The organism is Nonomuraea sp. NPDC049637, from assembly GCF_040675235.1.
Lineage (GTDB): Bacteria > Actinomycetota > Actinomycetes > Streptosporangiales > Streptosporangiaceae > Nonomuraea.
Window position 1 is genome coordinate 36737 of sequence record NZ_JBFAOM010000054.1, and the last position, 22108, is coordinate 58844.

General features: G+C 72.8%; 21 protein-coding genes and 1 pseudogene. 9 read left to right on the forward strand and 13 right to left on the reverse strand.

Annotated features, from left to right (window positions below):
• Positions 1–30: 30 nt before the first annotated feature.
• The 3 genes from AB0J71_RS43025 (at position 31) to AB0J71_RS43035 (ending at position 3451) form a co-directional block, all read left to right on the forward strand.
• On the forward strand, positions 31–522 hold the full coding sequence (locus tag AB0J71_RS43025) for a hypothetical protein (RefSeq protein ID WP_364419914.1): 492 nt from the start codon (positions 31–33) through the stop codon (positions 520–522).
• A gap of 563 nt (positions 523–1085) precedes the next feature.
• The gene (locus tag AB0J71_RS43030) at positions 1086–2480 is read left to right on the forward strand and encodes an AMP-binding protein (protein WP_364419916.1); all 1395 of its coding nucleotides are present in this window, start codon (positions 1086–1088) and stop codon (positions 2478–2480) included.
• Complete coding sequence (locus AB0J71_RS43035; RefSeq protein ID WP_364419918.1) at positions 2480–3451, forward strand: hypothetical protein; 972 nt, start codon at positions 2480–2482, stop codon at positions 3449–3451. Before AB0J71_RS43030 ends, AB0J71_RS43035 begins: the two co-directional genes overlap by 1 nt.
• A gap of 56 nt (positions 3452–3507) precedes the next feature.
• Here the strand turns inward: AB0J71_RS43035 and AB0J71_RS43040 are convergent, their stop codons facing one another.
• Positions 3508–6720: a BTAD domain-containing putative transcriptional regulator gene (locus AB0J71_RS43040; RefSeq protein ID WP_364419920.1), complete on the reverse strand. Its 3213-nt coding sequence runs from the start codon at positions 6718–6720 to the stop codon at positions 3508–3510.
• 223 nt (positions 6721–6943) lie between these two features.
• Here AB0J71_RS43040 and AB0J71_RS43045 point away from each other — a divergent pair, with 223 nt between their 5' ends.
• Complete coding sequence (locus AB0J71_RS43045; RefSeq protein ID WP_364419922.1) at positions 6944–7363, forward strand: hypothetical protein; 420 nt, start codon at positions 6944–6946, stop codon at positions 7361–7363.
• A 147-nt stretch (positions 7364–7510) separates the two neighbouring features.
• Here the strand turns inward: AB0J71_RS43045 and AB0J71_RS43050 are convergent, their stop codons facing one another.
• Positions 7511–8491 carry a helix-turn-helix domain-containing protein gene (locus AB0J71_RS43050; protein WP_364392989.1) on the reverse strand — a complete coding sequence of 327 codons (981 nt, stop codon included), beginning with the start codon at positions 8489–8491 and terminating at the stop codon, positions 7511–7513.
• 341 nt (positions 8492–8832) lie between these two features.
• Between AB0J71_RS43050 and AB0J71_RS43055 the strand changes: the two genes are divergently transcribed.
• Positions 8833–9249: a hypothetical protein gene (locus AB0J71_RS43055; RefSeq protein ID WP_364419924.1), complete on the forward strand. Its 417-nt coding sequence runs from the start codon at positions 8833–8835 to the stop codon at positions 9247–9249.
• Between the two features lies 1 nt (position 9250).
• Here the strand turns inward: AB0J71_RS43055 and AB0J71_RS43060 are convergent, their stop codons facing one another.
• Both AB0J71_RS43060 and AB0J71_RS43065 read right to left on the reverse strand, forming a co-directional pair.
• Positions 9251–9673, reverse strand: coding sequence for a heme-binding protein (locus AB0J71_RS43060; RefSeq protein WP_364419926.1), 423 nt, complete (start codon positions 9671–9673; stop codon positions 9251–9253).
• 43 nt (positions 9674–9716) lie between these two features.
• The gene (locus AB0J71_RS43065) at positions 9717–10916 is read right to left on the reverse strand and encodes an MFS transporter (RefSeq protein ID WP_364419928.1); all 1200 of its coding nucleotides are present in this window, start codon (positions 10914–10916) and stop codon (positions 9717–9719) included.
• A gap of 435 nt (positions 10917–11351) precedes the next feature.
• Between AB0J71_RS43065 and AB0J71_RS43070 the strand changes: the two genes are divergently transcribed.
• Positions 11352–12605, forward strand: coding sequence for an MFS transporter (locus AB0J71_RS43070; protein ID WP_364419930.1), 1254 nt, complete (start codon positions 11352–11354; stop codon positions 12603–12605).
• Positions 12602–14071 (forward strand): amidohydrolase family protein, encoded by a 1470-nt coding sequence (locus tag AB0J71_RS43075; RefSeq protein WP_364419932.1) that lies wholly within the window; start codon positions 12602–12604, stop codon positions 14069–14071. Before AB0J71_RS43070 ends, AB0J71_RS43075 begins: the two co-directional genes overlap by 4 nt.
• Positions 14072–14298: 227 nt before the next feature.
• Here AB0J71_RS43075 and AB0J71_RS43080 read toward each other — a convergent pair whose 3' ends face one another.
• The 7 genes from AB0J71_RS43080 to AB0J71_RS43110 form a co-directional block, all read right to left on the reverse strand.
• Entirely contained in the window at positions 14299–14823 is a 525-nt protein-coding gene (locus AB0J71_RS43080) for an RICIN domain-containing protein (protein WP_364419934.1), read from the reverse strand.
• Between the two features lie 39 nt (positions 14824–14862).
• Positions 14863–15063 (reverse strand): hypothetical protein, encoded by a 201-nt coding sequence (locus AB0J71_RS43085; protein ID WP_352331148.1) that lies wholly within the window; start codon positions 15061–15063, stop codon positions 14863–14865.
• A 153-nt stretch (positions 15064–15216) separates the two neighbouring features.
• A complete protein-coding gene (locus AB0J71_RS43090; protein ID WP_364419936.1) occupies positions 15217–15723 on the reverse strand; it encodes an HTH domain-containing protein in 507 nt (168 codons plus the stop codon).
• Positions 15687–16505 carry an alpha/beta hydrolase gene (locus tag AB0J71_RS43095; protein WP_364419938.1) on the reverse strand — a complete coding sequence of 273 codons (819 nt, stop codon included), beginning with the start codon at positions 16503–16505 and terminating at the stop codon, positions 15687–15689. The genes AB0J71_RS43090 and AB0J71_RS43095 overlap by 37 nt, the downstream gene beginning before the upstream one ends.
• Positions 16506–16524: 19 nt before the next feature.
• Positions 16525–17301: a methyltransferase domain-containing protein gene (locus AB0J71_RS43100; protein WP_364419940.1), complete on the reverse strand. Its 777-nt coding sequence runs from the start codon at positions 17299–17301 to the stop codon at positions 16525–16527.
• Between the two features lie 176 nt (positions 17302–17477).
• Complete coding sequence (locus AB0J71_RS43105) at positions 17478–18641, reverse strand: cytochrome P450 (RefSeq protein WP_352329819.1); 1164 nt, start codon at positions 18639–18641, stop codon at positions 17478–17480.
• Between the two features lie 276 nt (positions 18642–18917).
• Positions 18918–19868: a LuxR C-terminal-related transcriptional regulator gene (locus AB0J71_RS43110; RefSeq protein WP_352329820.1), complete on the reverse strand. Its 951-nt coding sequence runs from the start codon at positions 19866–19868 to the stop codon at positions 18918–18920.
• A gap of 150 nt (positions 19869–20018) precedes the next feature.
• On the opposite strand from AB0J71_RS43110, the gene AB0J71_RS43115 reads away from it, so the two are divergent.
• Both AB0J71_RS43115 and AB0J71_RS43120 read left to right on the forward strand, forming a co-directional pair.
• Positions 20019–20267 carry a heavy metal-associated domain-containing protein gene (locus AB0J71_RS43115; protein WP_352360044.1) on the forward strand — a complete coding sequence of 83 codons (249 nt, stop codon included), beginning with the start codon at positions 20019–20021 and terminating at the stop codon, positions 20265–20267.
• A 54-nt stretch (positions 20268–20321) separates the two neighbouring features.
• Entirely contained in the window at positions 20322–20639 is a 318-nt protein-coding gene (locus tag AB0J71_RS43120) for a transposase (RefSeq protein ID WP_364419945.1), read from the forward strand.
• A gap of 60 nt (positions 20640–20699) precedes the next feature.
• Here the strand turns inward: AB0J71_RS43120 and AB0J71_RS43125 are convergent, their stop codons facing one another.
• Both AB0J71_RS43125 and AB0J71_RS43130 read right to left on the reverse strand, forming a co-directional pair.
• Positions 20700–21530 (reverse strand): hypothetical protein, encoded by an 831-nt coding sequence (locus tag AB0J71_RS43125; protein ID WP_364419942.1) that lies wholly within the window; start codon positions 21528–21530, stop codon positions 20700–20702.
• A gap of 320 nt (positions 21531–21850) precedes the next feature.
• Positions 21851–22108, reverse strand: a pseudogene (locus AB0J71_RS43130) (hypothetical protein); the annotation flags it as partial.

Sequence of the window (22108 nt, forward strand, 5' to 3'; positions counted from 1 at the left end):
TGTTCCCGTCATTGGAGGGATCATGGACGCGTGAGGGCGGAGATGCTTGCGCGTCTGTCGGCGGCCGATCCCGGTATGCGGGCCGAGGCGCTGCGGTGGTTCGCGGCGCACGGGGACTCCGGCGACGCGGCGGCCGTGGCATCTCTCGTGCGGGATCCGGGCGAATTCGATGATCGGGATCATGACGATCCGCCCGAGTCGGCTCGAACGCCCGTCCGGATGGTCGCGCTCGAAGCGCTCGCCCGGCTGGGGGCGCCGGAGATGTTCACCGGGGTGTTCGACGACGCGCTACAGGACGGCGATCTCCGGGTCCGGGTGCGGGCCGCGCTGGGCGCTTCGGCCGGGGCGCTGCTGGCGCGGCTCGCCGTTGAGGGCGACCGGGGGGTGCGGTACCGGATCGCGGTCGGGCTGCTCGCCGGTGACGTCGGCCGCGATCAGGCGGTTGCGGCCCTCGAACGGCTGCTCGGCGGCGACGATCCGGCAGCGGTCGCCGCCGCCTCCGTCCTCGCCGCGCTGGCGTGACGGAGTCCGCCGCGCTCAACCTCGTCACCTCAGCCGTCGTGACCGGTTCCGCCCCGAGCCCGGCCGACCAGCGAAGCCAGGATTGCGTCTCGTACGAGGACCTGGCCGAAGCGGTCGTACTGGTCAGCGGCCCGTCGGGGTCGGGCAGGTCCACGCTGCCGGCCTGCCTGGGCGGGCGTGGCCGAGTGAGCCGTCCGGGGGCGAGCCGGCTGGGCGGGGGCTGGGGGTGGCGCCGGCCAACCGTCCGGCGCTGCTGCCGGCCGACAGGTTGTGGGCCGCGGGCGTTGTAGTGCGGACGGGGCCCGCCACCAGCGGTTTGTAATGACCTTGTAGTGACTGTGTAGGGGCTCTCTGGCAGCGGCTCCCACTCTTGATCTCAGAGGGCGCGATCGGTGCGCCCCCTGAAGAACTGGGAGTTCGTCATGGTCAAGACCGCCCGTCGTTACGCGAAGTACGCCGTCAGCACCCTGTCCAGCGCCATCTTCGGGCTGCAGGTCTGACGAACAGCGAGTGATCCCCCGGGAGCCCGCTCCCGGGGGATACCACGACGGGAGGAGAGCGGCGTGTTCGGCACCGCGGTACGCCAGCTCGGCTACGCCTGGTCGATGATGTCGGGGCGCAGGTTCCGGCTGCGGGACGTCCACACGCTGGTCGACGACATGCGCGAGACGCTGGAGACGTTCGGTTCGCCCGGCGAGGGCGCCGACGACCTGATCGCGGGCAACGACCCCGAGCTCCAGGAGGACCTCGCCCGACGGCGGCTGCGGCGCACGGTGGCCCACGCGGCGGCCGAGAGTCCCTACTACCGGCGGTGGTTCGCGGAGCACGGCGTGGACCCGGCCTCGATCACCCCGCAGACCCTGTCCTCGATCGCCCCCACCTCCAAGGCCGACCTGCGCGGCAGGCCGGCGGCGTTCGTCTCCGACCGGGCCAGGCCATCCGTGCTCGCGCACACGACGGGCACGACGGGCACGCCCACGCTCGTGTGGTTCTCCGCCTACGAGATCGAGCTGCTGTCGTGCCTGTCGGCGCTCTCGCTCATGATGTCCGGGAACGTGCGCACGGACGACGTGTGGGCCAACGCGAGCAGCTCGCGGTCCGTAGCGCAGATCCTTACTGAACGGGCCGTCACCCGTACCGGGGCCGTGTTCGCCCACCTGGGCACCATCGACCCGGCCGCCACGCTCGACCGGCTGGCCACTCCGCTGCACGTCCCGGGCAAGCGCGCGCAGATGTCTCACCTCAACGTGCCGGCCTCCCACCTCGCGGCGCTCGTGCAGGAGGCTGAGCGGGGCGGCTGGCGGGCCGCCGACTTCGCGCTGACGACCATCTGGTCCGGCGGCGAGGTCCTCACCGACGCGCTGCGCGTGCGGGCGGAGCACGCGTTCGGGGCCGAGGTCCGCGACGGGTACGGCATGACCGAGATCGCCCCGGTGTCCGGCCGCGTGTGCTCCGACGGTCATCTGCACCTGTCCGCCGACCAGGGCCTGGTCGAGATACTCGACCCCGAGACCCTGGCCCCCGCCGCTCCCGGCGAGGTCGGCACGATCGTCGTGACGCCCTACTCCGCGTTCCGCGACACCACGCTCCTGCTCAGGTACGTCACCGGCGACCTCGTCCAGGTTCTGGCCGAGCCCCCGACGTGCGCCCTCGCCGCCCTGCCCGCCACCTCGCGGGTGCTCGGCCGCAGGTCGCCCGGCGGGCTGACCACGCGTGACGTGCTGGACCTGCTGCAGGCCGAGCACGCGCTGCCGCTGCCCACCCGGTACGCCCTGGAGGGCACCCTCCTGTACGTCGTCGCGGGCAAGGCCGAGCAGGGCCTGCTCGGCCGGCTGGAGGAGCGCGCCCACGGGCTGCCCCTGACCGGCATCGTCCTGGTCGAGAGCGCCGAGGACCTGCCCACGCCCTGCCGGCTGCGCACGGACCTGCTGGAGATCAGCTTCGAGCGAGGACTGTGATGACCCCGTACGTGCTCGCCCTGTACGCCCTCGTCGCTCTGGCCGTCGCGCTCACCGCCGCGTACCTGCGCCGATACGTCATGCCCAGACCGCCGGTCGGCCGGATGGTGGGCGCGGACATCGCGGTCATGGTGGTGACGCTGGTCGTGATGCCGTTCGCGTACCTGCACCTGCCCACGGGCGTCGTCGTGTCGATCTTCGGGCTCGTGGTCCTGACGTTGACCCAGCTCACCCTCGCCCCCGTGCTGGGCGGCCGGTGGGGCATGATCGCCGCCCTGCTCCTGTGCGCCGCCGACGTCACCGCCTTCGCGCTGGCATGGCCGGCCGCACTCCTTGTGATCAACGACGCGCTGCTGATCCTGCTCGTCGTCGGCGTCGTGAACATGTGGGTGCAGGCGGCGATCACGCCCGCGCAGGTGGCCGCCCTGGCCGCCGCCCTCACCCTGTACGACACGCTGGCCACCGGGCTGACGTCGCTCACCGCCGACTTCGTCCAGCGGATGCAGGGGCTGCCGTTCGCGCCCGTGCTGGCCTCCTCCTATGGCGACGATCCCGCCCTCATCGGGCTCGGCGACTGCCTGATGTTGTCGATCTGGCCGGTGGTGGCGCTGCGGGCGTACGGGAAGGCGGCCGCGTGGTGTGCCGCCGGACTGGAGGCCGTCCTGCTGGCGCTGTCCATCGCCTTCGTCCTGTCCCACGGCCGGCTGCTGCCGCTGCTGACCGTGCTCGGGCCGCTGATCGTCGTGCAGTGGCTGTACTGGCGGCGCCGGCAGGCCCGCCGGACGCCCGCGCCGGCCCGGCCGGAGGTGAACCGGGCGCTGGAGGTGGCCGACGCGCCCGCCGGGATGTGGGCCGCCCTGTCGCCTGAGGGCGTGCTGGTCGCCGAGGGCGCCACACCGGGGCTGGCGCGCAAGGAGGCCAGGCTGGCGGGAACGCAGGGCGTGCCGGTCGTGTGGCGGCTGGGCGAATAGCCTCGGTCAGGGCGTCGGGAACGCGGCCATCTCCCGTCTCCGGCGAATGGCGGTGGTCAGGGCGTCAGGAGCGCGGCCACCTCCTGTCCCTCGGCCGCGTCGCCGAACAGGACGAGGGAGCCGCGCCACGCCGCCGCCGCCTCCTCGTGCCGCCCCAGCAGCTCGTAGGCCCGGCCCAGCTCCCTGAGAACGCGGGCTCGCCACACCGGAGGCCCGTCGCCGCCGAGCCGTTCCAGCGCGGCCCGCAGGTCCGCCACCGCCCGGCGGGGCTCGCCCTGGCGCAGGTGCACGACGCCGAGCGTGTGCCCGGCCAGCGCCTCGCCCAGGGTGTCGCCGCTCTCCACGAACAGCCGCAGGCTCGCCGCCAGTGTCTGGGCCGCCTCCTCGAAGCGGCCCAGCGCACCCAGTGCCTCCCCCAGCCTGCGCAGCGCCTTGCTCGTCTCGGCGCGATCGCCGAGCGCCTGCGCCGTCAGCAGGCCCTCCCGGTAGCGGACGACGGCTTCCGCCGTCTCGCCCCGCTGGTAGAGGGCGGTGCCGAGGCCGCGCAGCAGGTTGCCGCGGATGGCGTAGTCGTCCTTGTCGGTCACCTCCAGCCGCGCTCTGGCGATCTCCACGGCCCGCCCGTTCTCACCGCGCTCGACGTGGATCCAGACAGGCCAGGTCCACGCGTACGCCAGCCCGGCGGCGTCGCCGTGCGCCGCCATCAGGTCGAGGCAGGCGTACGCGTCGGCCAGCGCCTCGTCCAAACGGCCCATGCCGTGCCGCGCGGCGGCCCTGACGATCAGCGCGTACGCCGCTCCATGCCTGTCACCCACGCGGCCGAACTCCGCCAGCAGCACGCCGCACATGCTCTCGGCCGACGGGAACCGACCCCATTCGATCTCCACCGTGGCCAGCAGCAGCCGGGCCCGCAGCGCGGCACGCCCATCGCCCAGCCCGATCACGATCCGCTGGACCCGCTCGGCGTCGGCCAGGAACCGATCCATGATCAAATAGCTGGTGAGGTGGTGCCCCAGCTCGGCCGCCACGTCGTTCAGGCCCAGCTCGGCGGCGGTGCTGAGGGCCAGCATCAGCGTGCGCCGCTCGGCCGCCAGCCACATCTCGCTCGCCCGCACGTCGGGCGCCGGTCCCTCCTCCGGCTCGCGCTCGTACGGCGGGGCCAGCAGGATCGGCAGGCGGCGCGTGGCGGCCCGGGTACGCCGCAGGCATTCCAGCACGTGCCAGGTGAGCGCCGCACGCCGCCCCTCGGGGGTCTCCTCCGCCTGTGCCCGTTCCCGCGCGTACACCCGCAGCAGGTCGTGCAGCCGGTAGCGGGGCTGTCCGGCCCCGTCCACCTCGGTCGAGGTGAGCATGCCACGCGCGACCAGCGTCTCCAGCGCCGCATCCGCCTCCAGCGCGAGCTGGTCCGGATCCCCGTCCGAGCCGGGCGGTCGGGCGGGTGCCGCGTCCGTTTCCGTGGCGGGTCCTTTGAGGAGGGCCGCGACCGACCACTCCGCCACGCTGTCCAGCCCGGCCAGGCCCAGCAGCCAGAACGCGCGCCTGGCCGGCTCCGGCAGCGCCGCGTAGCTCGGCTCGAACGTCGCGCGCACGTCCAGCCCGCCGACGACCAGCTCGTCCAGGCCCCGTCCGGCCAGCCGGGTGGCGAATTCGCTGACCGGCCAGACCGGCCGGGTGGCCAGGCGGGCTCCCGCGACCCGGATGGCCAGCGGCAACCGGCCGCAGGAACGCAGGATCTGCTCGGCCGCGCCGGGCGCCGAACCGATGCGGTCCGGGCCCGCCACGCGTTCCAGCAGCAGCCGGGCGTCCTTCTCGTCGGGGAGGTCGAGCGTGAGCCGTACGGCGCCTTCCAGGGCGGGCAGCGGAGAGCGGGAGGTCACCAGGACGGCGCCGCGTGCGGTGCCCGGCAGCAGGTGGCGGAGCTGATCCTCCTCGACGGCGTCGTCCAGCACGAGGAGCACCGCCCGGTCGGCCAGCCGCTGACGCAGCAGTCCCGCACGTTCCTCGACTGGGACGGGGATGAGCGCGCCGTCGAGGCCGAGCGAGCGCAGCAGCACGTCCAGCAGCTCGCCGGGCTCCCGGGGGCCGCGCGCGTCCCGTCCGAGCCGGACGAAGAGCTGCCCGTCGGGATAGTCGGCCCGCAACAGGTGCGCCAGTCGTACGGCGAGCGTGGTCTTGCCCACGCCGGGCAGACCGGACACGACCACGATGGGCGGACCGAGCCGATCCACGCCCGCCCGCAGCAGCTCCAGCAGCTCGGCGATCTCTCCCTCCCGCCCGACGAAGTCCGCGGTGTCGCCGGGTAACTGGCACAGCCCCCGGAACGCCATCGGCCGCACGCCCGCTTCGACGCCCGCTTCGACCCCCGTTGCGACGCCCGTTGCGACGTCCGGGGAAGGCGGCATGCCGTGCCGGTCGGCGGCTGCGGCCGGCGGTGGCGAAGGACGGCCGCCCTGTCCCGTCGGTGGCGGCGAGTGGCGCCCGGCCTCCGCGGCCGGCGGCGAGTGATGATCCGTCTCGCCGGGGAGCAGCGGCGAACGGCGATCGGCGTCGCCGGACAGCAGCGCGGCGTGCAGGCGGCGCAGTTCCGGGCCCGGCTCGATGCCCAGCTCGGCCACCAGCAGCTCACGCGCCTCGCGGAAGGCGTCGAGCGCCTCGTCCCGCCGACCGCTGCGGTGCAGGGCGACCACGAGCTGCTCTCGTAACCGCTCACGCAGCGGGTGGGCGGCGACGAGGGTACGCAGTTCGGCGGCGAGGCCGTCGTGGCCGAGCGCGAGCCGTACGTCGATCCACTCCGATCTGGCCACCGCGAGCTGCTCCTCCAGCTCGGTGATCCGCGGCGCCACGGCCCCGCTGAGCGGTACGTCCTCGGCCGGGGTTCCGCGCCACAACGCGACCGCGGCCGCGTACTCCCGCTCGGCCGCCACCAGGTCGCCGTTCGCCCGTTCCCTGCGCGCCCGGCGTACGCCCTCCTCGAACACCAGCAGGTCCAGACGATCCGGCGGGACCTCGCAGGCGTACCCTGACCCCTCGGTCCCCAGCCACAGGCCGCTGCCCTCCAGGGAGCGGCGGAGCTGATGGACGTAGGTCTGGACGTTGGACAGTGCCGAGCGGGGCGGGTCGTCCCAGAGGGCGCCGATCAGGCGTTCGGTGGACACGGTCGCGTTCGGGTGGAGCAGCAGGACCCCGATCACGGCCCGCTGCTTGCGGCTGAGACGGATCCGGCCGCCGGGACCATTGAGGCGAATGGTGCCCAAGATCGCGAAGTCCACCGGTCCTCCCTCGTGCGTGATCGGATGATCAGCTTTCCGGATGGCAGTACACCTCTGCTGACGCCCATTTGACAAACGCGGCAAACCAGACGCGACCGTGAGCGCATGCCGCAGACGTCAGCCGCAACATCACGCGAGAGTCAGAGGCGAAACGTCGAGCACGCCCCGGCGGAGCGCCGCGCCGGCGAGTCGAGCCTGCTCAACCCGCGCGACTGCGCTGTCCTTGGCCTCGGCCCCCGCCCAGGCCTCCGTCACGCAGCAGGCTCCAGCCGCCGCCGCGCCGGGCACGGTCCAGAGGGCCATGGTGGCCGAGGGGGTCTTCAACCAGGCGACCGCCAAGTGGGTCACCCTCAAGCACCAGTCGAAGCGGGTCAGCAACTGGAGCGTGACCTGGGACCGCAAGTACGGACATCGGGTGATGCAGGTCAAGGCGCGCTGCTGGGGCAAGGGCCAGACCATGATCACCGGGTTCGAGTACCGGAACCGCTGGGGGGCCTGGAGGATCATGAAGAGCGCCAAGTGGCCCTGCGACGGCACTCCCCGCTACCTGCGCGTCAGCAACGCCGGGCACAAGAAGTACGGCGCGACCTTCACCGTCTCGGGTCGGCAGACCGCCGAGTACTGGGCGCAGTCCTACGGCTGAGGTGGCCGCTGATGGCCGTCGTGCCGGTTCTCGGCCTCGTAGCGGGTCAGGGTGCGCTCGAAGAAGCTCGCGCTTGTCGGTGAAGGCGTTGGACACGCTGCTGCGGTCGAGGCCGAGCGCCGCGCACAGGTCTCTGGTGGAGGTGGACTACCGGTTTTGCGGGGCTTGGTGCGACACGCCGGACGCCGTTCCGCGGGTGAAGGCCGCGCGGTAGGCGGTGGGCGACAGGCCGGTGCGGTGGGAGATGTGCTGGCGCAGCGAGTCCGTGGTGACCAGGCCGCTGAGCTGGGCCACCTGGCCCATGGGCAGGTCCGTGCTCTCCAGCAGTTCCCTGGCCTGCTCCACCCGCTGGTGGAGGAGCCATTGCAGCGGGCTGTGGCCGGTCTCTGCGTGGAAGCGGCGGGTCAGCGTGCGCACGCTGGTGCGGGCGTGGGCGGCGAGGTCGGCGCGGGTGAGGGGTTCGTGCAGCCGTTCCAGCGCCCATGCCCGGGTGGCGGCGAGCGAGAGCCCGGTCTCGGGCGGCAGCGGGGAGGCGATGAACTGGGCCTGCCCGCCGGGACGCACCGGCGCGGCCACGACCAGCCGGGCCACGGCGTTGGCCGCGGCGGCGCCGTAGTCGCCGCGCACCATGTGCAGGCACAGGTCGATGCCGGCGGACAGGCCGGCGGAGGTCCAGATGTTGCCGTCCTCGACGTAGAGCACGTCAGGACGCAGGTCGACGGACGGGAAGCGGCGGCGGAACTCCTCCGACCTGGCCCAGTACGTGGTGGCGCTGCGGCCCTCCAGCAACCCAGCCCGCGCCAGGACGAAGGCCCCGGTGCAGATCGAGGCGACGCGCCTGCCGGCCTCCGCCGCCCGGCGCAGCGCCCGCAGGACCCGGGGGTCGACGTCGTCGCGGGCGCCCGTTCCGGTGACGATGACGGTGTCGGCGTCCTCGACGATCTCCAGCCCGTGCGGGACGGTGACGTGGAGGCTGCCGCCGGTGACGACGGGACCTGGTTCGGCGGTGCAGATCCGGACGTCGTAGCCGGGCCGGCCGTCCACGGTCATCTCGCCGAGCACCAGCTCCGGAATGGACAGGTCGAACGTCGTGGCCGGCGGGACGGCGATGACGGCCACCCGATGCATGGCCCGAACCTCCAGATACTTGGCATTCGGGCCACTATCGTAGCGATCGCCGGCGGTACAGGGTGGGCAACCGGTGTCACTGTCCCCCTGTGTTTGGAGAAGATCGTGTCCTTTCATGTCGTCGTCGGCGCCGGAGCCACCGGATCGGCCACCGCCCGGCTGCTGGCCGAAGACGGGCAGCAGGTCCGCCTGGTCACCCGGAGCGGCAGTGGCCCGCTCCATCCCCGGATCGAGCGTGTGCCCGCCGACGCCGGCGACGCCGCCCGGCTGGGGGAGCTGGCCGAGGGGGCCGTCGTCCTGTTCAACTGCGCGATGCCGCCCTACGACCGCTGGCCGGCCGAGTGGCCGGCGCGCCCGTCTCCTATCCCGGTGATCTGGACGCGCCGCACAGCTGGTCCTACACCGGCGACACGGCCCGCACGCTCATCGCCGCCGCGGGGAACGAGGCGTCCTGGGGACGGGCCTGGCACGTGCCCTCCACCAGCGAGCTTCCGGTGCGCGCGCTCGCCCGGCGGCTGGCCGAAGCAGCCCGGGCGCCCGAGCCGCGGCTGGGGCGCATGTCCCGGCGCGAGCTGGAGGAGATCGGGCGCACCGACTCGATCATGGCCGAGTTGCCCGAGATGTTGTACCTGTACGACCGGCCCCACCTGCTCGACGCGTCCTCGACGGTCGAGATGCTCGGCGTCGCGGCGACACCGGTGGACGACGTCCTGATGGAGATGGCCGCCGCGGCGAGGAACGTGCCGACCGCGCGATGACCTAACCCGCGAGTTCTTCCAATGCGGTGGTGGCGAAGCCGTGGTCCTGCTCGGGGGCGCCGCCGCCGAGGCCGATCGCGCCGATCAGGCGGCCGTCGCGGTGGATCGGCAGGCCGCCGCCGATGAACAGCAGCGGCCGGTCGAGCGCGGTCGGCAGGGAGTGGAACGGCCCGTCGGGCTTGACGAGGTCGACCAGGTCGGCGGTCGGGGCGTTCAGCTGGAGGGCGGTGTAGGCCTTGCGGGTGCTGGTCTCGCCGGAGATCAGCACGGCGCGGTCGTCGCGGCGGAAGGCCAGCAGATGACCGCCCGCGTCGAGGACGGTGACGCTGACCGCGACCCCGGCCGTCTCGGCGGCGGCGCGGGCGGCCGAGATCAGGGCCTCGGCGTCGGTGGTGGTCAGCGGGGTGACGGTGGTGGCGTTCATGATGATTCTCCTACGGTGAGGCGACGGACGTGCGGCCAGGACGTCAGTCGTGGACGAGAGCGGAAACCGGGACGGCGGCGCTGGCCGGTTCCCGCGCGGGCCCCCGGCGCTCCAGGACGGCGGACCAGAACGCCAGGGCGAGGGCCGCGGCGGCGAGCAGGGCGCCGACCCAGTTCGGAGCGGTGTAGCCCAGGCCCGCGGCGATGACGAGGCCGCCCAGCCAGGCCGCGAGCGCGTTGCCGAGGTTGAACGCGCCGATGTTGACCGCGGAGGCCAGCGTCGGCGCGCCGTGCGCCTGGTCGAGGACGCGCTTCTGCAGCGGCGGCACGGTGGCGAAGCCCAGCGCCCCCACCAGGAAGATGCTCACGGCGGCGGCGACCTTGTCGTGCGCGGTCAGGGTGAACAGCGCCAGCACGACCGCGAGGCCGCCGAGGGTCGTGTAGAGCAGGGGCATCAGGGCCCGGTCGGCGAACCGGCCGCCGAGCAGGTTGCCGAGGAACATGCCGACGCCGAACAGCACGAGCAGCCAGGTGACCGCGTCGGCGGAGTAGCCGGCGACCTGCGTCATCATCGGCGCGACGTAGGTGATCGCGGCGAAGACGCCGCCGAAGCCGAGCACGGTCATCGCCATCGCGAGCAGCACCTGCGGGTTGCGGAACGCCGTCAGCTCCGGGCGCAGGCGGGTGCCTTCGGGCCGGGGGACGGCGGGCACGAGCACGGCGATGCCGAGCAGGCCGACCAGGCCCAGCACGGCGACGAGCGCGAAGGTGGTGCGCCAGCCCACCGCCTGCCCGATGAAGGTGCCCAGCGGCACGCCGACGATGTTCGCGACGGTCAGGCCGGTGAACATGGTGGCGATGGCGCCGGCCTTCTTGTGCGGGGCGACCAGGTCGGCGGCGGCCACCGAGCCGATGCCGAAGAACGCGCCGTGGGCCATCGAGGCCACGATCCGGCCGCCGAGCATGACGCCGAACCCGGGGGCCAGCGCGGACACCAGGTTCCCGATCACGAACAGGCCCATCAGCACGAGCAGCATCGTCTTGCGGCTGATCCTGGTGCCGAGCACCGTCATCAGCGGCGCGCCGACGACCACGCCGCTCGCGTAGCCGGTGACCAGCAGGCCGGCGGTGGGGATGGAGACGCCGTAGTCGCCGGCGATCTCGGGCAGCAGGCCCATGATCACGAACTCGGTGGTGCCGATCCCGAAGGCCCCGATGGCCAGGGCGAGGAGTGCGAGAGGCATCGCGCGACCCTTCTTACTATTGCCACTGCTTCTTGCAGGCTTCGACAATAGTTGCACGCGCGCTATAAAGGCAAACGCTGGCATTCGGCTTGGGCGCGTCGATCTCGCGGGGTCCCGGCGCCTGGCGGAGGGGCGAGGGGCCGCCGGCCGGGCGTCCGGACTGGAGCTGGGCGCTACAAGGGACGGGTGCCGCAGCGCGGCAGGCGGACCATGAGGGGCAGGCTGGCGCGGGAGCCGGCACTGAGCTCCTGGGACGTTCCGGGGGCTCATCGCCTGGACCCGGATGGAGCCCCGCCGAGGCGTTCACCACCGGCGGACAGATCTTGGTGCAATTGCACCGCCGACCGCTCCGACTTCATGATTCTGCACGAAGCACTCCCGGGTGAGGTGGTGGAGGGTTGCTGGAACATTGATCTAGCTCCTGGAGGCCTGTGAATGGGACTCGCCGAAGGCACCCACACCTTGGCGCCCGCGCACGTACGTAAAACGGCTACCGTCACTGTCGGCCTGCTCATGGGCGTCTGGGTGATCGACTATGTCGATCGGGTGATGATGGCCGTCGCGTTGCCGTTCATCGGCGAGGAGTTCGCCCTCACCAAGACCGAGCAAGGCTGGCTGATCACCGCCTTCTCCCTGGTCTATCTGCTGTGCCAGGTGCCGGGTGGCATCCTCGCCGACAAGTTCGGCGCCCGCCGCCAGCTCATGGTCTCCATGCTGCTCTGGTCGGTCTTCACCGCGCTCACCGGGATCGCCTGGGGCCTGGCCTCCCTCCTCGTCATCCGCGCTCTCTTCGGCGTCGGCCAGGGGCTCTTTCCCGGCGCGTCCTTCAAGGCCATCGCGGAACGCACCACCCCCGCCATCCGCGCCACCGCCGCCGGCGCCATGCTCGCCTCCAACCAGCTCGGCGCCGGAGTCGCCCCGCTCCTCGTCGCGCCGCTCATCCTCGCCCTCGGCTGGCGCCACACCTTCTGGGTCACCGCCGCCGCCGGCGTCGCCATCGGCGTTCTGCTGTGGAAGCTGCTGCCCAAGGCGCTGCCCGCCCACCTCAACGGCTCCGACGTCGTTCAGGACGAGGGGACCAGCCTCGGCACCGTCATGCGCTCGCCGTCGGTCTGGAAGTTCGCCGCCCTCTTCTGCACCACCAACATGCTCGGCTACGGCCTGATCACTTGGGTGCCCAGCTACCTGCTGGAGGAGCGCGGCATCTCCCTCATCAACACCGGTGTCATGTCCGCCATCCCCGGCCTGGTCGCGTGCGCGACCGCCTTCCTCGGCGGCTGGCTGTTCGACCGCTTCTTCCACGACAGGGCCCGGCTCTACGTCATTCCCCTGCTCCTGGTCACCGCCGTGCTCCTGGTGCTCATGCTGATGGCTGACTCCGCTGTCGGGTTCACCGTCTACCAGACGCTCGCCATGGGCGTGGCGGGCCTTTCCACCATGGGCATCCTCGGCATGCCCGTGCGCGCCCTGCCGCCCGCCTTCATCGGATCCGGCATGGGCGTCGTCAACGTCGGCGGCCAGATCGCCGGCGTGCTCGCCCCCGTCCTCATGGGCTTCCTGGTCGACCGGTTCTCCTACACCGCTGCTTTCGGCCTGCTCATCGCCACCACCGTCCTCGGCGCGCTGATCGCGTTGATCGTGCCCCAGCGCCCTGAGCAGTTCAGCATCGGAACGAAGGAGCTCGCGTGACGACGTACGATCTGGTCCTCACCCGCGGCCGGGTCATCGACCCCGAGACCGGCCTGGACGCCGTACGCGACGTCGGCGTCAGCGGCGGGATCATCCAGGCCGTCTCCGACCAGCCGCTCGACGGCGTCACCACCGTCGACGCGACCGGCCTGGTCGTCAGTCCGGGCTTCATCGACCTGCACAGCCACAGCATGGACGTCGCCGGCCACCGCCTGCAGGCGCTCGACGGCGTCACCACCGTCCTGGAACTCGAGGCCGGCGCCTACCCGGTCGCCGCGGCCTACCGCAGGGCCGAGATCGAGGGCAGGCCCCTCAACTACGGCTTCGCCACCTCCTGGGCCGTGGCCCGGATGTCCGTCCTCCTCGGCCTCGACACCAGCGGCGACCTGGACGACTTCCTCGCCAACATCGGCCGCGAGGAATGGCAGCGCGCCGCTCCGCGGAATGTCATCGACCGCATCGTCGGCATGCTGGAGCGCGACCTCGGCGATGGCGCGCTCGGCATCGGCATCCTCATCGGCTACGCGCCCCGCGTCGATCCCTCCGAGTACCTCGCCGTGGCCGCCCTGGCCGCCCGCGTCGGGCTGCCCACCTACACCCACGCCCGCGAACTCGTCGAGATGGATCCCACCACTCCCGTCGACGGCGCCGAGGAGGTCGTCCGCGCCGCCGCCGAGACCGGCGCGCACATGCACTACTGCCACGTCAACAGCACCTCCATCCGCCATGTCGACCGCGTGCTCGGCCTGGTGGAGAAGGTCCGCGCCGAAGGCTCGCGCGTCACCACCGAGGCCTACCCCTACGGCGCGGGCATGACCGGCGTCGGCGCGGCCTTCCTCGCCCCGGAGCTCCTTCACCGGCGCGGGCTGACCCCGCACTCCATCGGCCTGCTCGGTGCCGAGGGCCGTGTCCCCGACGCCGACACCCTGCGTCGAATCCGCGAGAGCGAACCCGGCTCGGCGGCCTTCGTCCACCTGCTCGACGAGGATGACCCCGCTCAGTTCGACTACATCCAGCGGGCCCTCACCTTCACCGACGCCGCTGTCGCCACCGATGCCGTCCCCCTCCTGTGGCGCTCGGGGACGCCCGACCCGCTGTCCTGGCCGCTTGGGCCGGACGCCGTCACCCACCCTCGTACGGCCGGCACCTACGGCCGGACGCTGCGCAGGCTCGTCCGGGAGAACGGGGTCCTGTCACTGCCCGAGGCCGTGCGCCGGTGCACGCTCGTCCCCGCCGACGTGGTGGGCTCAGGTGTTCCGGCGATGCGGCGCAAGGGTCGTGTTCAGGCGGGCTGCGACGCCGACCTGACCGTTTTCGCCCCCGAGACCGTCAGCGACCGTGCCACCTACACCGAGACGGTCAGGCATTCCTCCGGGTTCGTCCACGTTCTTGTCGGCGGTCAGTTCGTCGTCCGTGACGAGCATCTGGTGCCGACCGCCCTGCCCGGGCGCGCTGTCAGAGCCTGACGCCCGGTCCGGGGCGTCCACCGGAGCCTTGGCCTCGGGGTCGAGCAGGCCCAGCCGGGTGCGGGCGACCTGCGCGAGGACGGCAGGGGCCCGTCTCATTCCTGCGTGTGCCAGGCTCGCCTCCCTCGACGGGGAGCGCGAGCCTGGTCTCGGAGTCCGCGACCTCGGGAGCTCACGTCGTGCCGGCCGGCGCGGGCGTCGCCGCGGCCCCCGTTCTCGCGGCCGGGTCAGTGCTTGCGGACGTGCCAGACCTGCTCAGGGGCGTTGCCCCCGTAGCAGCGCCACTGGATGGCGATGGTCCCCTTGACCTTGCTGCCCTCTCCGATCGCCAGGCATCGGCCGGAGGCCAGATTCTTGATCCGCGCCGCCTTCGTTCGCCAGACCTGCTCCGGCGCCTTGCCCCGGTAACACGGCCACTGAATGGCCCGCTTGCCCTCCCTGCTGGTCCCGTGGGCGATGGCCAAGCACTGTCCGGATACCGCGTTCCGGAAATTCACGCCGCCCTCGGAGTCCTTGACGACGTACCAGCGCTGGCGCCTGGAACCGTCGCAGGGCCACTGGATGACCGGGGCGCCGTTCTTCTTCACTTCGGTCGCGGCCACGGTGAGACACTGGCCGGACGCGCCGTTGACGAGCTTCACCCCCTTCACCGACGCGGCCTGAGCGGGAGAGGGAAGCAGAACGGCTCCCGCGACCACGGTCAGCGCTGACGCGCGAAGACGAGACACGTCATCCTCCATCTTCTTGATCAAGAATGAAGGGGACAGTTTAGTGGCCGCTGCCGGGCGCGGTCAGGGGGTTTCTTGCCGGGCCTGGTTCGCCTTCGCGTTGGACTGCCGCATCAGCAGATCGGTCGCCAGTTCCACCTCCACCTCGACCCGCCGCAACGCCCGCAGCGCGTCGCCCAGGTCGGTGAGGTCATCGTCCAGGGCCGCGGCGGCGTCCCGTACGGGGCGGAGAACGTCGGGGATGCTCTGGCGGTGCTCGTCCATGATGTGACGGTATGACACCGGCGGCCGGGTCGTCACCAGCGACCTCGGCCCCGGCCCGTCAGCGCATCGCGCTCAGGGCACGTTCGATCTTCTCGCTCGGACAGGGCGTCGTCCTGCTGCCGAGCCTCCTTGATCGACGTCGTGGGGCGGACCCTACCCGGCGGAGGAGGGCCGCGCGGTGTCGGATCCGGGGCGTCGCTCCCGGTGCCTGGCCAGCATCTGGCCGCCGACGTCGACATAACCGGCGAACAACCCGATCACGTCCCGCAGCCGCTCCTGCGCGGGTCCGGGGTGCACCAGCGCCTCGCCCTCGCGCAGCGCGGCGATCAGGGTCCTGGCCCGCGCCTGGCTCGCCTCCAGCAGCGACTCGATCCCCCCGGTGGCCTCCACCAGGAGCCGCCGGCTGCCGGGCTGCGGGATCACCTTGGCCAGCCCCCAGGAGTCGAGCTGCCGTACGGCGGTGCTCACCGCCCCCTTGCTCAGCTCCAGCTCGGCGGCGATGGTGTCGAGCGAGATCGGCTGCTCGGTGAGGAGCAGCAGCCCGTAGACGCGCCCGGTCGCGTGCGGCAGGTTCCACGAGGCCAGCAGGTCGCCCACCGAGGTGACGAACGTGTGCCGCGCGCTCATCGCCGCGCCCGCCCCGGCGCCGGGAGCGTGCACAGGAACGCCTCGATCGCCTCGTTGACCGCCCGCGGGTCGTCCTGGTTGGCGATGTGGCCCGCCCCGGGGACGACGATCTCCTCGACGCCTTCGGCGCGGGCCCAGGCGGGCATGGCCGAGGCGATGTTGCCGGTGGTGTCCCGCTCGCCGCGGATCAGGCACAGCGGCACCGGCGTGCGGTAGCCCGGGTCGGGGGAGAGGAAGTCGACGGTGGCCCGCCACACCTGCACGAACTCCTTCTTCGGCACCTGGCCGAAGGCCCGCCGGGCGTCGTCCCGGGCGGCCCGGGTGGTCGCGGAGGCGTCGGCCATCAGCCGCGGCAGCCTGCCGGCGGGGATCATCGTCAGCATCGGCGCCGCCGCCCTGAGCAGCAGGCGGTCCCGCCGGGACAACGGCGCCGTGTTCGGCGTGGCGCCGATGACGACCAGCGCGCGGGCGAGGCCGGGGTGCCGCCGCACGACGGCCTGGCTGAGGTTGCCGCCGAGGGACTGCCCCACGAGCACCGGCCGGTCCAGCGCCAGGTGCTCGACCAGCGCGCGCAGGTCGGCGATCGCCTGCTCGGCGGTGAAGCGCGCGCCGGCCGGGCGTGAGCGACCGTGGCCGCGCAGGTCCCAGGTGACGACGCGGCACCCCCGGGCCCGCAGGTGGCGGGCCTGGGCGTCGAACATCACGTGGTCGGCCCCGGCGCCGTGCGAGAACACCACCGGCACGCCGTCGCCCCCGCTGTCGGCGTAACGCAGGTCGCAACCCCGCAGGGAGAGGACGGACGGCAGATTCATCATATTCTGAATATAGCGAACCTCAGGCGGGACGGGCGACGTACAGGATCCGGTCGTGGGCCTCCTCGTCGGCCGGGTCGCGCACCGTGGTGCCCACCAGCCCGTGGGCGGCCACCACGCGCAGCCCGGCCAGCTCGGCGGCCCGGCGCACCGTACGGTCGGAGTGGTGGCGCTGCACGTGCCGCATCGACAGCCGCTCCCAGCCCGCGCCGGCCCGTTCGAACAGGTCGAACTGGGTGATCACCATCTCGTCGGCCTCGATCCGCGGCGAGTGCGCGAACCAGGCCACGTACCGGTCACCGCGGTCGGCGACCACCGGGACCCCGAACGTGCGCCGGTAGTAGCCGATGGTGTTGAGGTCGAAGACCACCAGCCCGCCCGGGGTGAGCCGGTCACGCGCCGCGGCCAGCGCCTGCCGCAACTGGCCGGCGCTCGTCAGGTACGTCAGGGGCACGTCCACGCAGGCGACCACGTCGAAGCCGGACAGTTCGGGCGGAGGGCTCAGGAGTGATCCGACCAGGAACGGGATGCCGTCGGCGCCCGGTCGCCGCCGCGCGGTCGCCGCCATCGCCGGGGACAGGTCGTAGCCGGTCACCTCGAACCCCCGCTTCTTGAACGCCGTGCTGCTGCGGCCGGTGCCGCAACCGGCGTCCAGCAGCCGCCGCCCCCCGTCGCCGTGCCGTTCCACCGCCTCGGTGAAGCGGTCCACCAGCGCCTCGGTGTCCATCTGCGCGTTCAGCTCGTCGTAGCGGGCGGCGACGCCTTCGTAGGCCGCCAGGGTCTCCTCGACATGCGACATGCGTGCCTCCTGAACGGCCGGCGGGCCGGGTGACCGCGCCGGGCCCTCGGCCCGGCGCGGCCGCTCGGACTCGGTTACCAGATGTACCAGGCCTGCCGGTTGACCCGGCGGCCGGTGACGCGGCGCAGCAGCTTCCTCATGGGGGATCACCTCCTTCCTCGACGAACCGCTGGTGGTCAGGTCTGGCGTGCCGTGCGGCGCAACCGGAAGGGCGGGGGCGTGATGATGCCCTCGACGTGCGGCCGCCCGGTGCCGCCGCGCACCTCCAGGCGGGCGTGGTCGGTCAGGGCGGCCAGCAGGTCGGTGGCCAGCGCCTGGGCGACGCCCGCTCCCGCGCAGGTGAACGGGCCGCCGCCGAAGGGCAGGTAGGGGCCGCGGGGCTCGGGGCCGTCCCAGCGGCCGGGCCGGAACGTGGAGGCCCGCGGCCAGTGCCGCTCGTCGCGGTGGAGCAGGTAGGGGCAGACGGACACGCTGTCGCCCGGCTCCAGCGGCACGCCGCCGACCTGGTGGGCCCTGCGCACCGGGCGGCCGAGCAGCCAGGCCACCGGCCACAGCCGCAGCGACTCGCGTACGGCCGACTCGGGCGGCACGGCGGCCAGGTCGACGCCGTGGGCCGCCGCCGACAGCAGCGCCCAGGCCACCGCGTGGCCCACCGGCGCGATCGAGGTGCGGAAGAGCAGCAGGTACACCTGCGCCACGTGCTCGGCGGGCGTCTCGGGCGGGGTGGCGCCCAGGACGGCGTCCAGCAGGTCGCCGGGCCGCGCCGCGCCCGCCTGCTCGCTCCGCCGGGCGCGCGCCTCGGCGGCGACCGTCCGCACGACGCGGGCCCACAGGGCGCGCCGCGACAAGCGCGCGAGCCGGCCGGCGGGACGGATCAGCACCTCGCGCCGCACGACGTGCGCCATCAGCTCCCGCAGAGCGGGCGGGCTGTCCGGCCGCAGCAGGGCGTCGGCCAGGAACCGGTGCACGGCGGCCCGCCCGGCCGACGGCCACTCGCTGACCTCGCCGAGCTCCGCCACGACCGCGGGCAGCCGTTCGCGACGGGCGGCCACGTGGGCGCGCAACGTCGTGCGGGCCGCCCGGCCGATCGCCACCTGCGTCGCCCGCGGCCCGAGCAGCCCGCCGCCGACGTGGAAGAACCCGGACACCTCGTCGTAGTCGCCCGCCTCGTCGTGCAGGATCCGCAGGGCCTGCGCGGGGTCGGCCACGCACAGCGACCCGTCGTCGGGCAGGCGGAACACCGGCCCGCGCGCGTCCGCCGCCCGCTCCACGAACCCCAGCGGGTCGCGACGGTAGTGCCGCGCCGCGCCGCGCGGCCACGGGCGCTCCTGTTCGGGCACGATCCGATCCGGTTCTCCGACCGTCGTCATCCCACCTGCCCCATGCCATCCGTGAATCGGGTGTACACGCAGGCGGCGCAGGCGCGCCCCCCAGGAGAACGGTGCCGCACGGCCGCCCCGGCCGGACGCCACGAAAACCAGGAACAGCGGCAGTGTACAGGCCGGGTCCCGGCACGCCGGTGGCCAAGTGATCAATGGGATCAGCGTGATCACATTGACCAATGTCACCGGCGTGCCGAGCCCGTCACCTCCGGGTCGGGCGGGTGTCTCCCCGGCTCAGATCCAGCCGAGCTTGGCGGCGCGGACGCCTGCCTGGAAGCGGCTGTCGGCGCCGAGCTGGGCGGTCAGCTCGGCCACGACCCTGGTCACCGTGCGGTTCGAGACGCCCAGGGCGCGGGCGATGGCGTCGTCCTTGGCACCGGTGGCCAGCAGGCGCAGCACCGCGCGCTGCTGCTCGTTGAGCTCTTCGCCGTCGGCCGCCCTGGGGACGTCGCCCGGTTCCGAGGCGGTCATCCAGCAGTAGTCGAACAGGGCGGCGTAGGAGGCGACCAGCCCGCGGCCCTCGATGAGCATCGCGCCCGCCATGAGGTCGCCGGGCATCACCTCGACCACGGCCAGCTCGCGGTCCAGCATGATCAGCCGTACCGGGACGAACGGCATGGTGCGCACCTCGACCCCGCCCTCCAGCATGCCCTGGACGTGCTCGCGCACCGCCGGCTGGGCCAGCTGGCTCTGGGCGTGCATGATGCGCACCCGCACGCCGCGGGCCACGGCGCCGACGTCCTCGGCGCGGGAGTCCCGCAGCCGTTCGGGCTCCCAGGCGTGCGGCATGTGCATGCCCATGATCTCCTCGCGGGCCCGTTCCGTCGCCGCCCGCAGCTTCACGCGCAGGGCCTCCACGTTGGAGCGGGGGAAGAACTCGACGCGGGCGTCCTGGGGGTCGCCGTCCAGGCGCAGGTAGTGCTCGGTGAGCTCCCTGGAGGCCGCCCGCTGCTCGGCGAGCATCCCGAGCAGCTCCTCGCCGCCGAGCAGCATGCGGCTGAGCGCCGCCATCGCGTCGACGGCGATCTCGGCGCCGGGGTTGAGCAGGCCGAGCCGGGTCAGCCGGTCGCGTGCCCGGTCGACCTCGGCGCCGCGCAGCCCGAGGCCGGCGGCGGCCGCGCCGAACGACTCCCGATGCCGGCGCATGCGCGTGTACACCCGCCTGGCGGTGGCCTCGTCGCTCACGTGCCTCTCCTGTCCGCTTCCCGCCATGGCGGGAAGGGGAAGTCGTTTTCGCTGTCGTCGCCGCTCGCCGTGCGGCAAGCTCAGAAAAGGGTACGGCGTGGTGAAACGGACCCCATACCCAACCCCTGTACGGCACTTCCGGAGGACTAAATGATCACCCTTGTCCACAGCCTCGTCACCTACGGCATCCCCGACCTGAACACCGGGAGCTGCGCCACCTGCGTGGAGGCGGTGAAGCGGGAGCTGGCCCTGATCCCGGGGGTGGTGGGCGTGGACGTGAACCTGGCGGCCGGCCGGGTGAGCGTGCTCACCGAGGGCCCGGTCGAGGAGAGCTTCATCGTGGCGGCCATCGAGGACGCCGGCTGCGAGACCGACCGCTTGCCCGGCTGGCGTTCCTAGGGCGGGTTTGAGAACCCTGTCGCGTTGATCGCACTGCACCGGGATGATCTCGGTGTGGCGCGTGGGGACTTGAGTGATGCGCAGTGGGCGGTGCTGGAGCCGTTGTTGCCGGTGGCGGCAACGGGCCGACCGGCGTCGCTCCAGCGCAGGCTGATCGACGGGGTCCGGCATCGCGTGCGGACCGGTGTGCCCTGGCGTGACCTGCCCGAGGAGTACGGTCCATGGCAGACGGTGTACTCACTGTTCCGGCGCCGGCAGCGTGGGGGCGTGCGGGCGGCGCGGCGACGGTCCACAGCTTGTGCCCGTGGCCGCGACCAGACGGCCGGGCGGAGACGTCTACTTGGCCACCGAACAGATCGCGGCGACGGGTGAGTGGCTGTGATCCCCGGCGACCGGTTCCGCTGTCATGCCGGCCACGCCGGCCTCGAACGCCTACTCGAAGTCGATCTGGGCGGTCGGGTGTGCGGCGGTGATCCGGTCGCGGACCGCCCCTGGGAACAGGTTGCCGTACAAGTTGGCCACCGCCAGATCGGGGAGCGTGTCGAAATCCGCCGGCAGGTCGTTGAGCTGATTGAACCTCAGGTCGACGATCCGCAGCCGACGAAACGTCCCGATCCCGGTGAAGTGCTCGGGCTTGAGCTTCAGGCGCTTGGTGTTCCGCTGCCACCGGCTGATCCGGAGCTCCTCCAGTCCGGGCAGCTCCATGGCGAACAGCTCCCGCAGGAAATCATGCGACGGCAGGGGCGTGCCAGTGCGGCGGCTTTCTCCGCCGAAGCCGAGGACCCGCAGCGCGGGCAGGCGGCCGAGGTCGGGCAGCGGGTCGCGCAGCAGACCGAGGCTGTCGCCGAGGTCGAGCTCTTCGAGGCGGGTCAACCGCAGCAGGCTGTCGGGGACGGTGTCGAAGTAGTTGCCGCTCAGGTCGAGCCGGCGCAGGTTCGGGAAGGTGGTGACGGCCTCGGGGAAGGTCCGCAGGAAGTAATGACTCCCGCCGGTCATGGACACCTCCTCGACGGCGGCCAGCCCGTGCGCGGAGTCGGGGAACACGACGTCGGTCCCGTCGGCGACCAGCTTGCGCAGCGCGACCAGGTCGCCGAAGGCGTCCGGCAGGACGAACCGCGTCACCTCCGGCAGGTTCCACTCCGACCCCGACTCCGACTCTACGGAGACGGACAGATAGGAGATGTCGAGTTCCTCCAGAGCGGTGAGCCGGCCGATGGCGGCCGTCGGGACTGTGACCCCGGCGGGCGCGGTCAGGCGCGCCACACGGCCGTCGCGGCCTCGCGAGCACGCGCTCGAGTGCGTGCTGCCCGGCGCCGAGGTCGAGCCCGACCGCGTCGGGACGGCGGGCGACGAACCGCCGCACGATGTCGTCCATGACCAGGGAGCGGTGGGCGATGCCCACGACGGGGCTGGCCGAGAGCTGGAACCGGGCGGCGTCCAGGGCGAGTCTCGCGGCCAGGTCGTAGGCCGTCCGGTCGCGCAGGATCGGGTGCTCGGCCCGGTAGTCGAGCGCCTTGCCGGCCAGGGTGAGCCAGAGCGTGTTCTCCAGCGGCGTGAGGCCGGGGAGGGGGATGGTCATCGTGTCAGTCCTCTTCCTGTGGTGAGTCGTCGAGGGCGGCCCGGGCGGCCTTGAGGGCGGCGTCGTCGGTGAACAGCCCGTGGGTGTAGAGCTCCAGCGTGGGCAGCGCGAGGCGGCGCAGCACGTCGGGGCCGAACTGCTCGTGGCCCAGCGCGCGCGCCAGGGACGGCGGCATGGTCAGCGTGGCCACGCTGTTGAGCACGGTCAGCACCGCCAGCGCCCGCACGTCGGAGGACGGCCGCATCGAGCCGTCGGCGATCCC

What these genes read in the sequence shown, in the direction of transcription:
- AB0J71_RS43100 (WP_364419940.1), bottom strand. Translation starts at nt 17,301, where the DNA reads ATGTCGCATGTCGAGGAGACCCTGGCGGCCTACGAAGGCGTCGCCGCC.
- AB0J71_RS43050 (WP_364392989.1), bottom strand. Translation starts at nt 8,491, where the DNA reads ATGCATCGGGTGGCCGTCATCGCCGTCCCGCCGGCCACGACGTTCGAC.
- AB0J71_RS43115 (WP_352360044.1), top strand. Translation starts at nt 20,019, where the DNA reads ATGATCACCCTTGTCCACAGCCTCGTCACCTACGGCATCCCCGACCTG.
- AB0J71_RS43035 (WP_364419918.1), top strand. Translation starts at nt 2,480, where the DNA reads ATGACCCCGTACGTGCTCGCCCTGTACGCCCTCGTCGCTCTGGCCGTC.
- AB0J71_RS43085 (WP_352331148.1), bottom strand. Translation starts at nt 15,063, where the DNA reads ATGGACGAGCACCGCCAGAGCATCCCCGACGTTCTCCGCCCCGTACGG.
- AB0J71_RS43070 (WP_364419930.1), top strand. Translation starts at nt 11,352, where the DNA reads ATGGGACTCGCCGAAGGCACCCACACCTTGGCGCCCGCGCACGTACGT.
- AB0J71_RS43065 (WP_364419928.1), bottom strand. Translation starts at nt 10,916, where the DNA reads ATGCCTCTCGCACTCCTCGCCCTGGCCATCGGGGCCTTCGGGATCGGC.
- AB0J71_RS43060 (WP_364419926.1), bottom strand. Translation starts at nt 9,673, where the DNA reads ATGAACGCCACCACCGTCACCCCGCTGACCACCACCGACGCCGAGGCC.
- AB0J71_RS43095 (WP_364419938.1), bottom strand. Translation starts at nt 16,505, where the DNA reads ATGATGAATCTGCCGTCCGTCCTCTCCCTGCGGGGTTGCGACCTGCGT.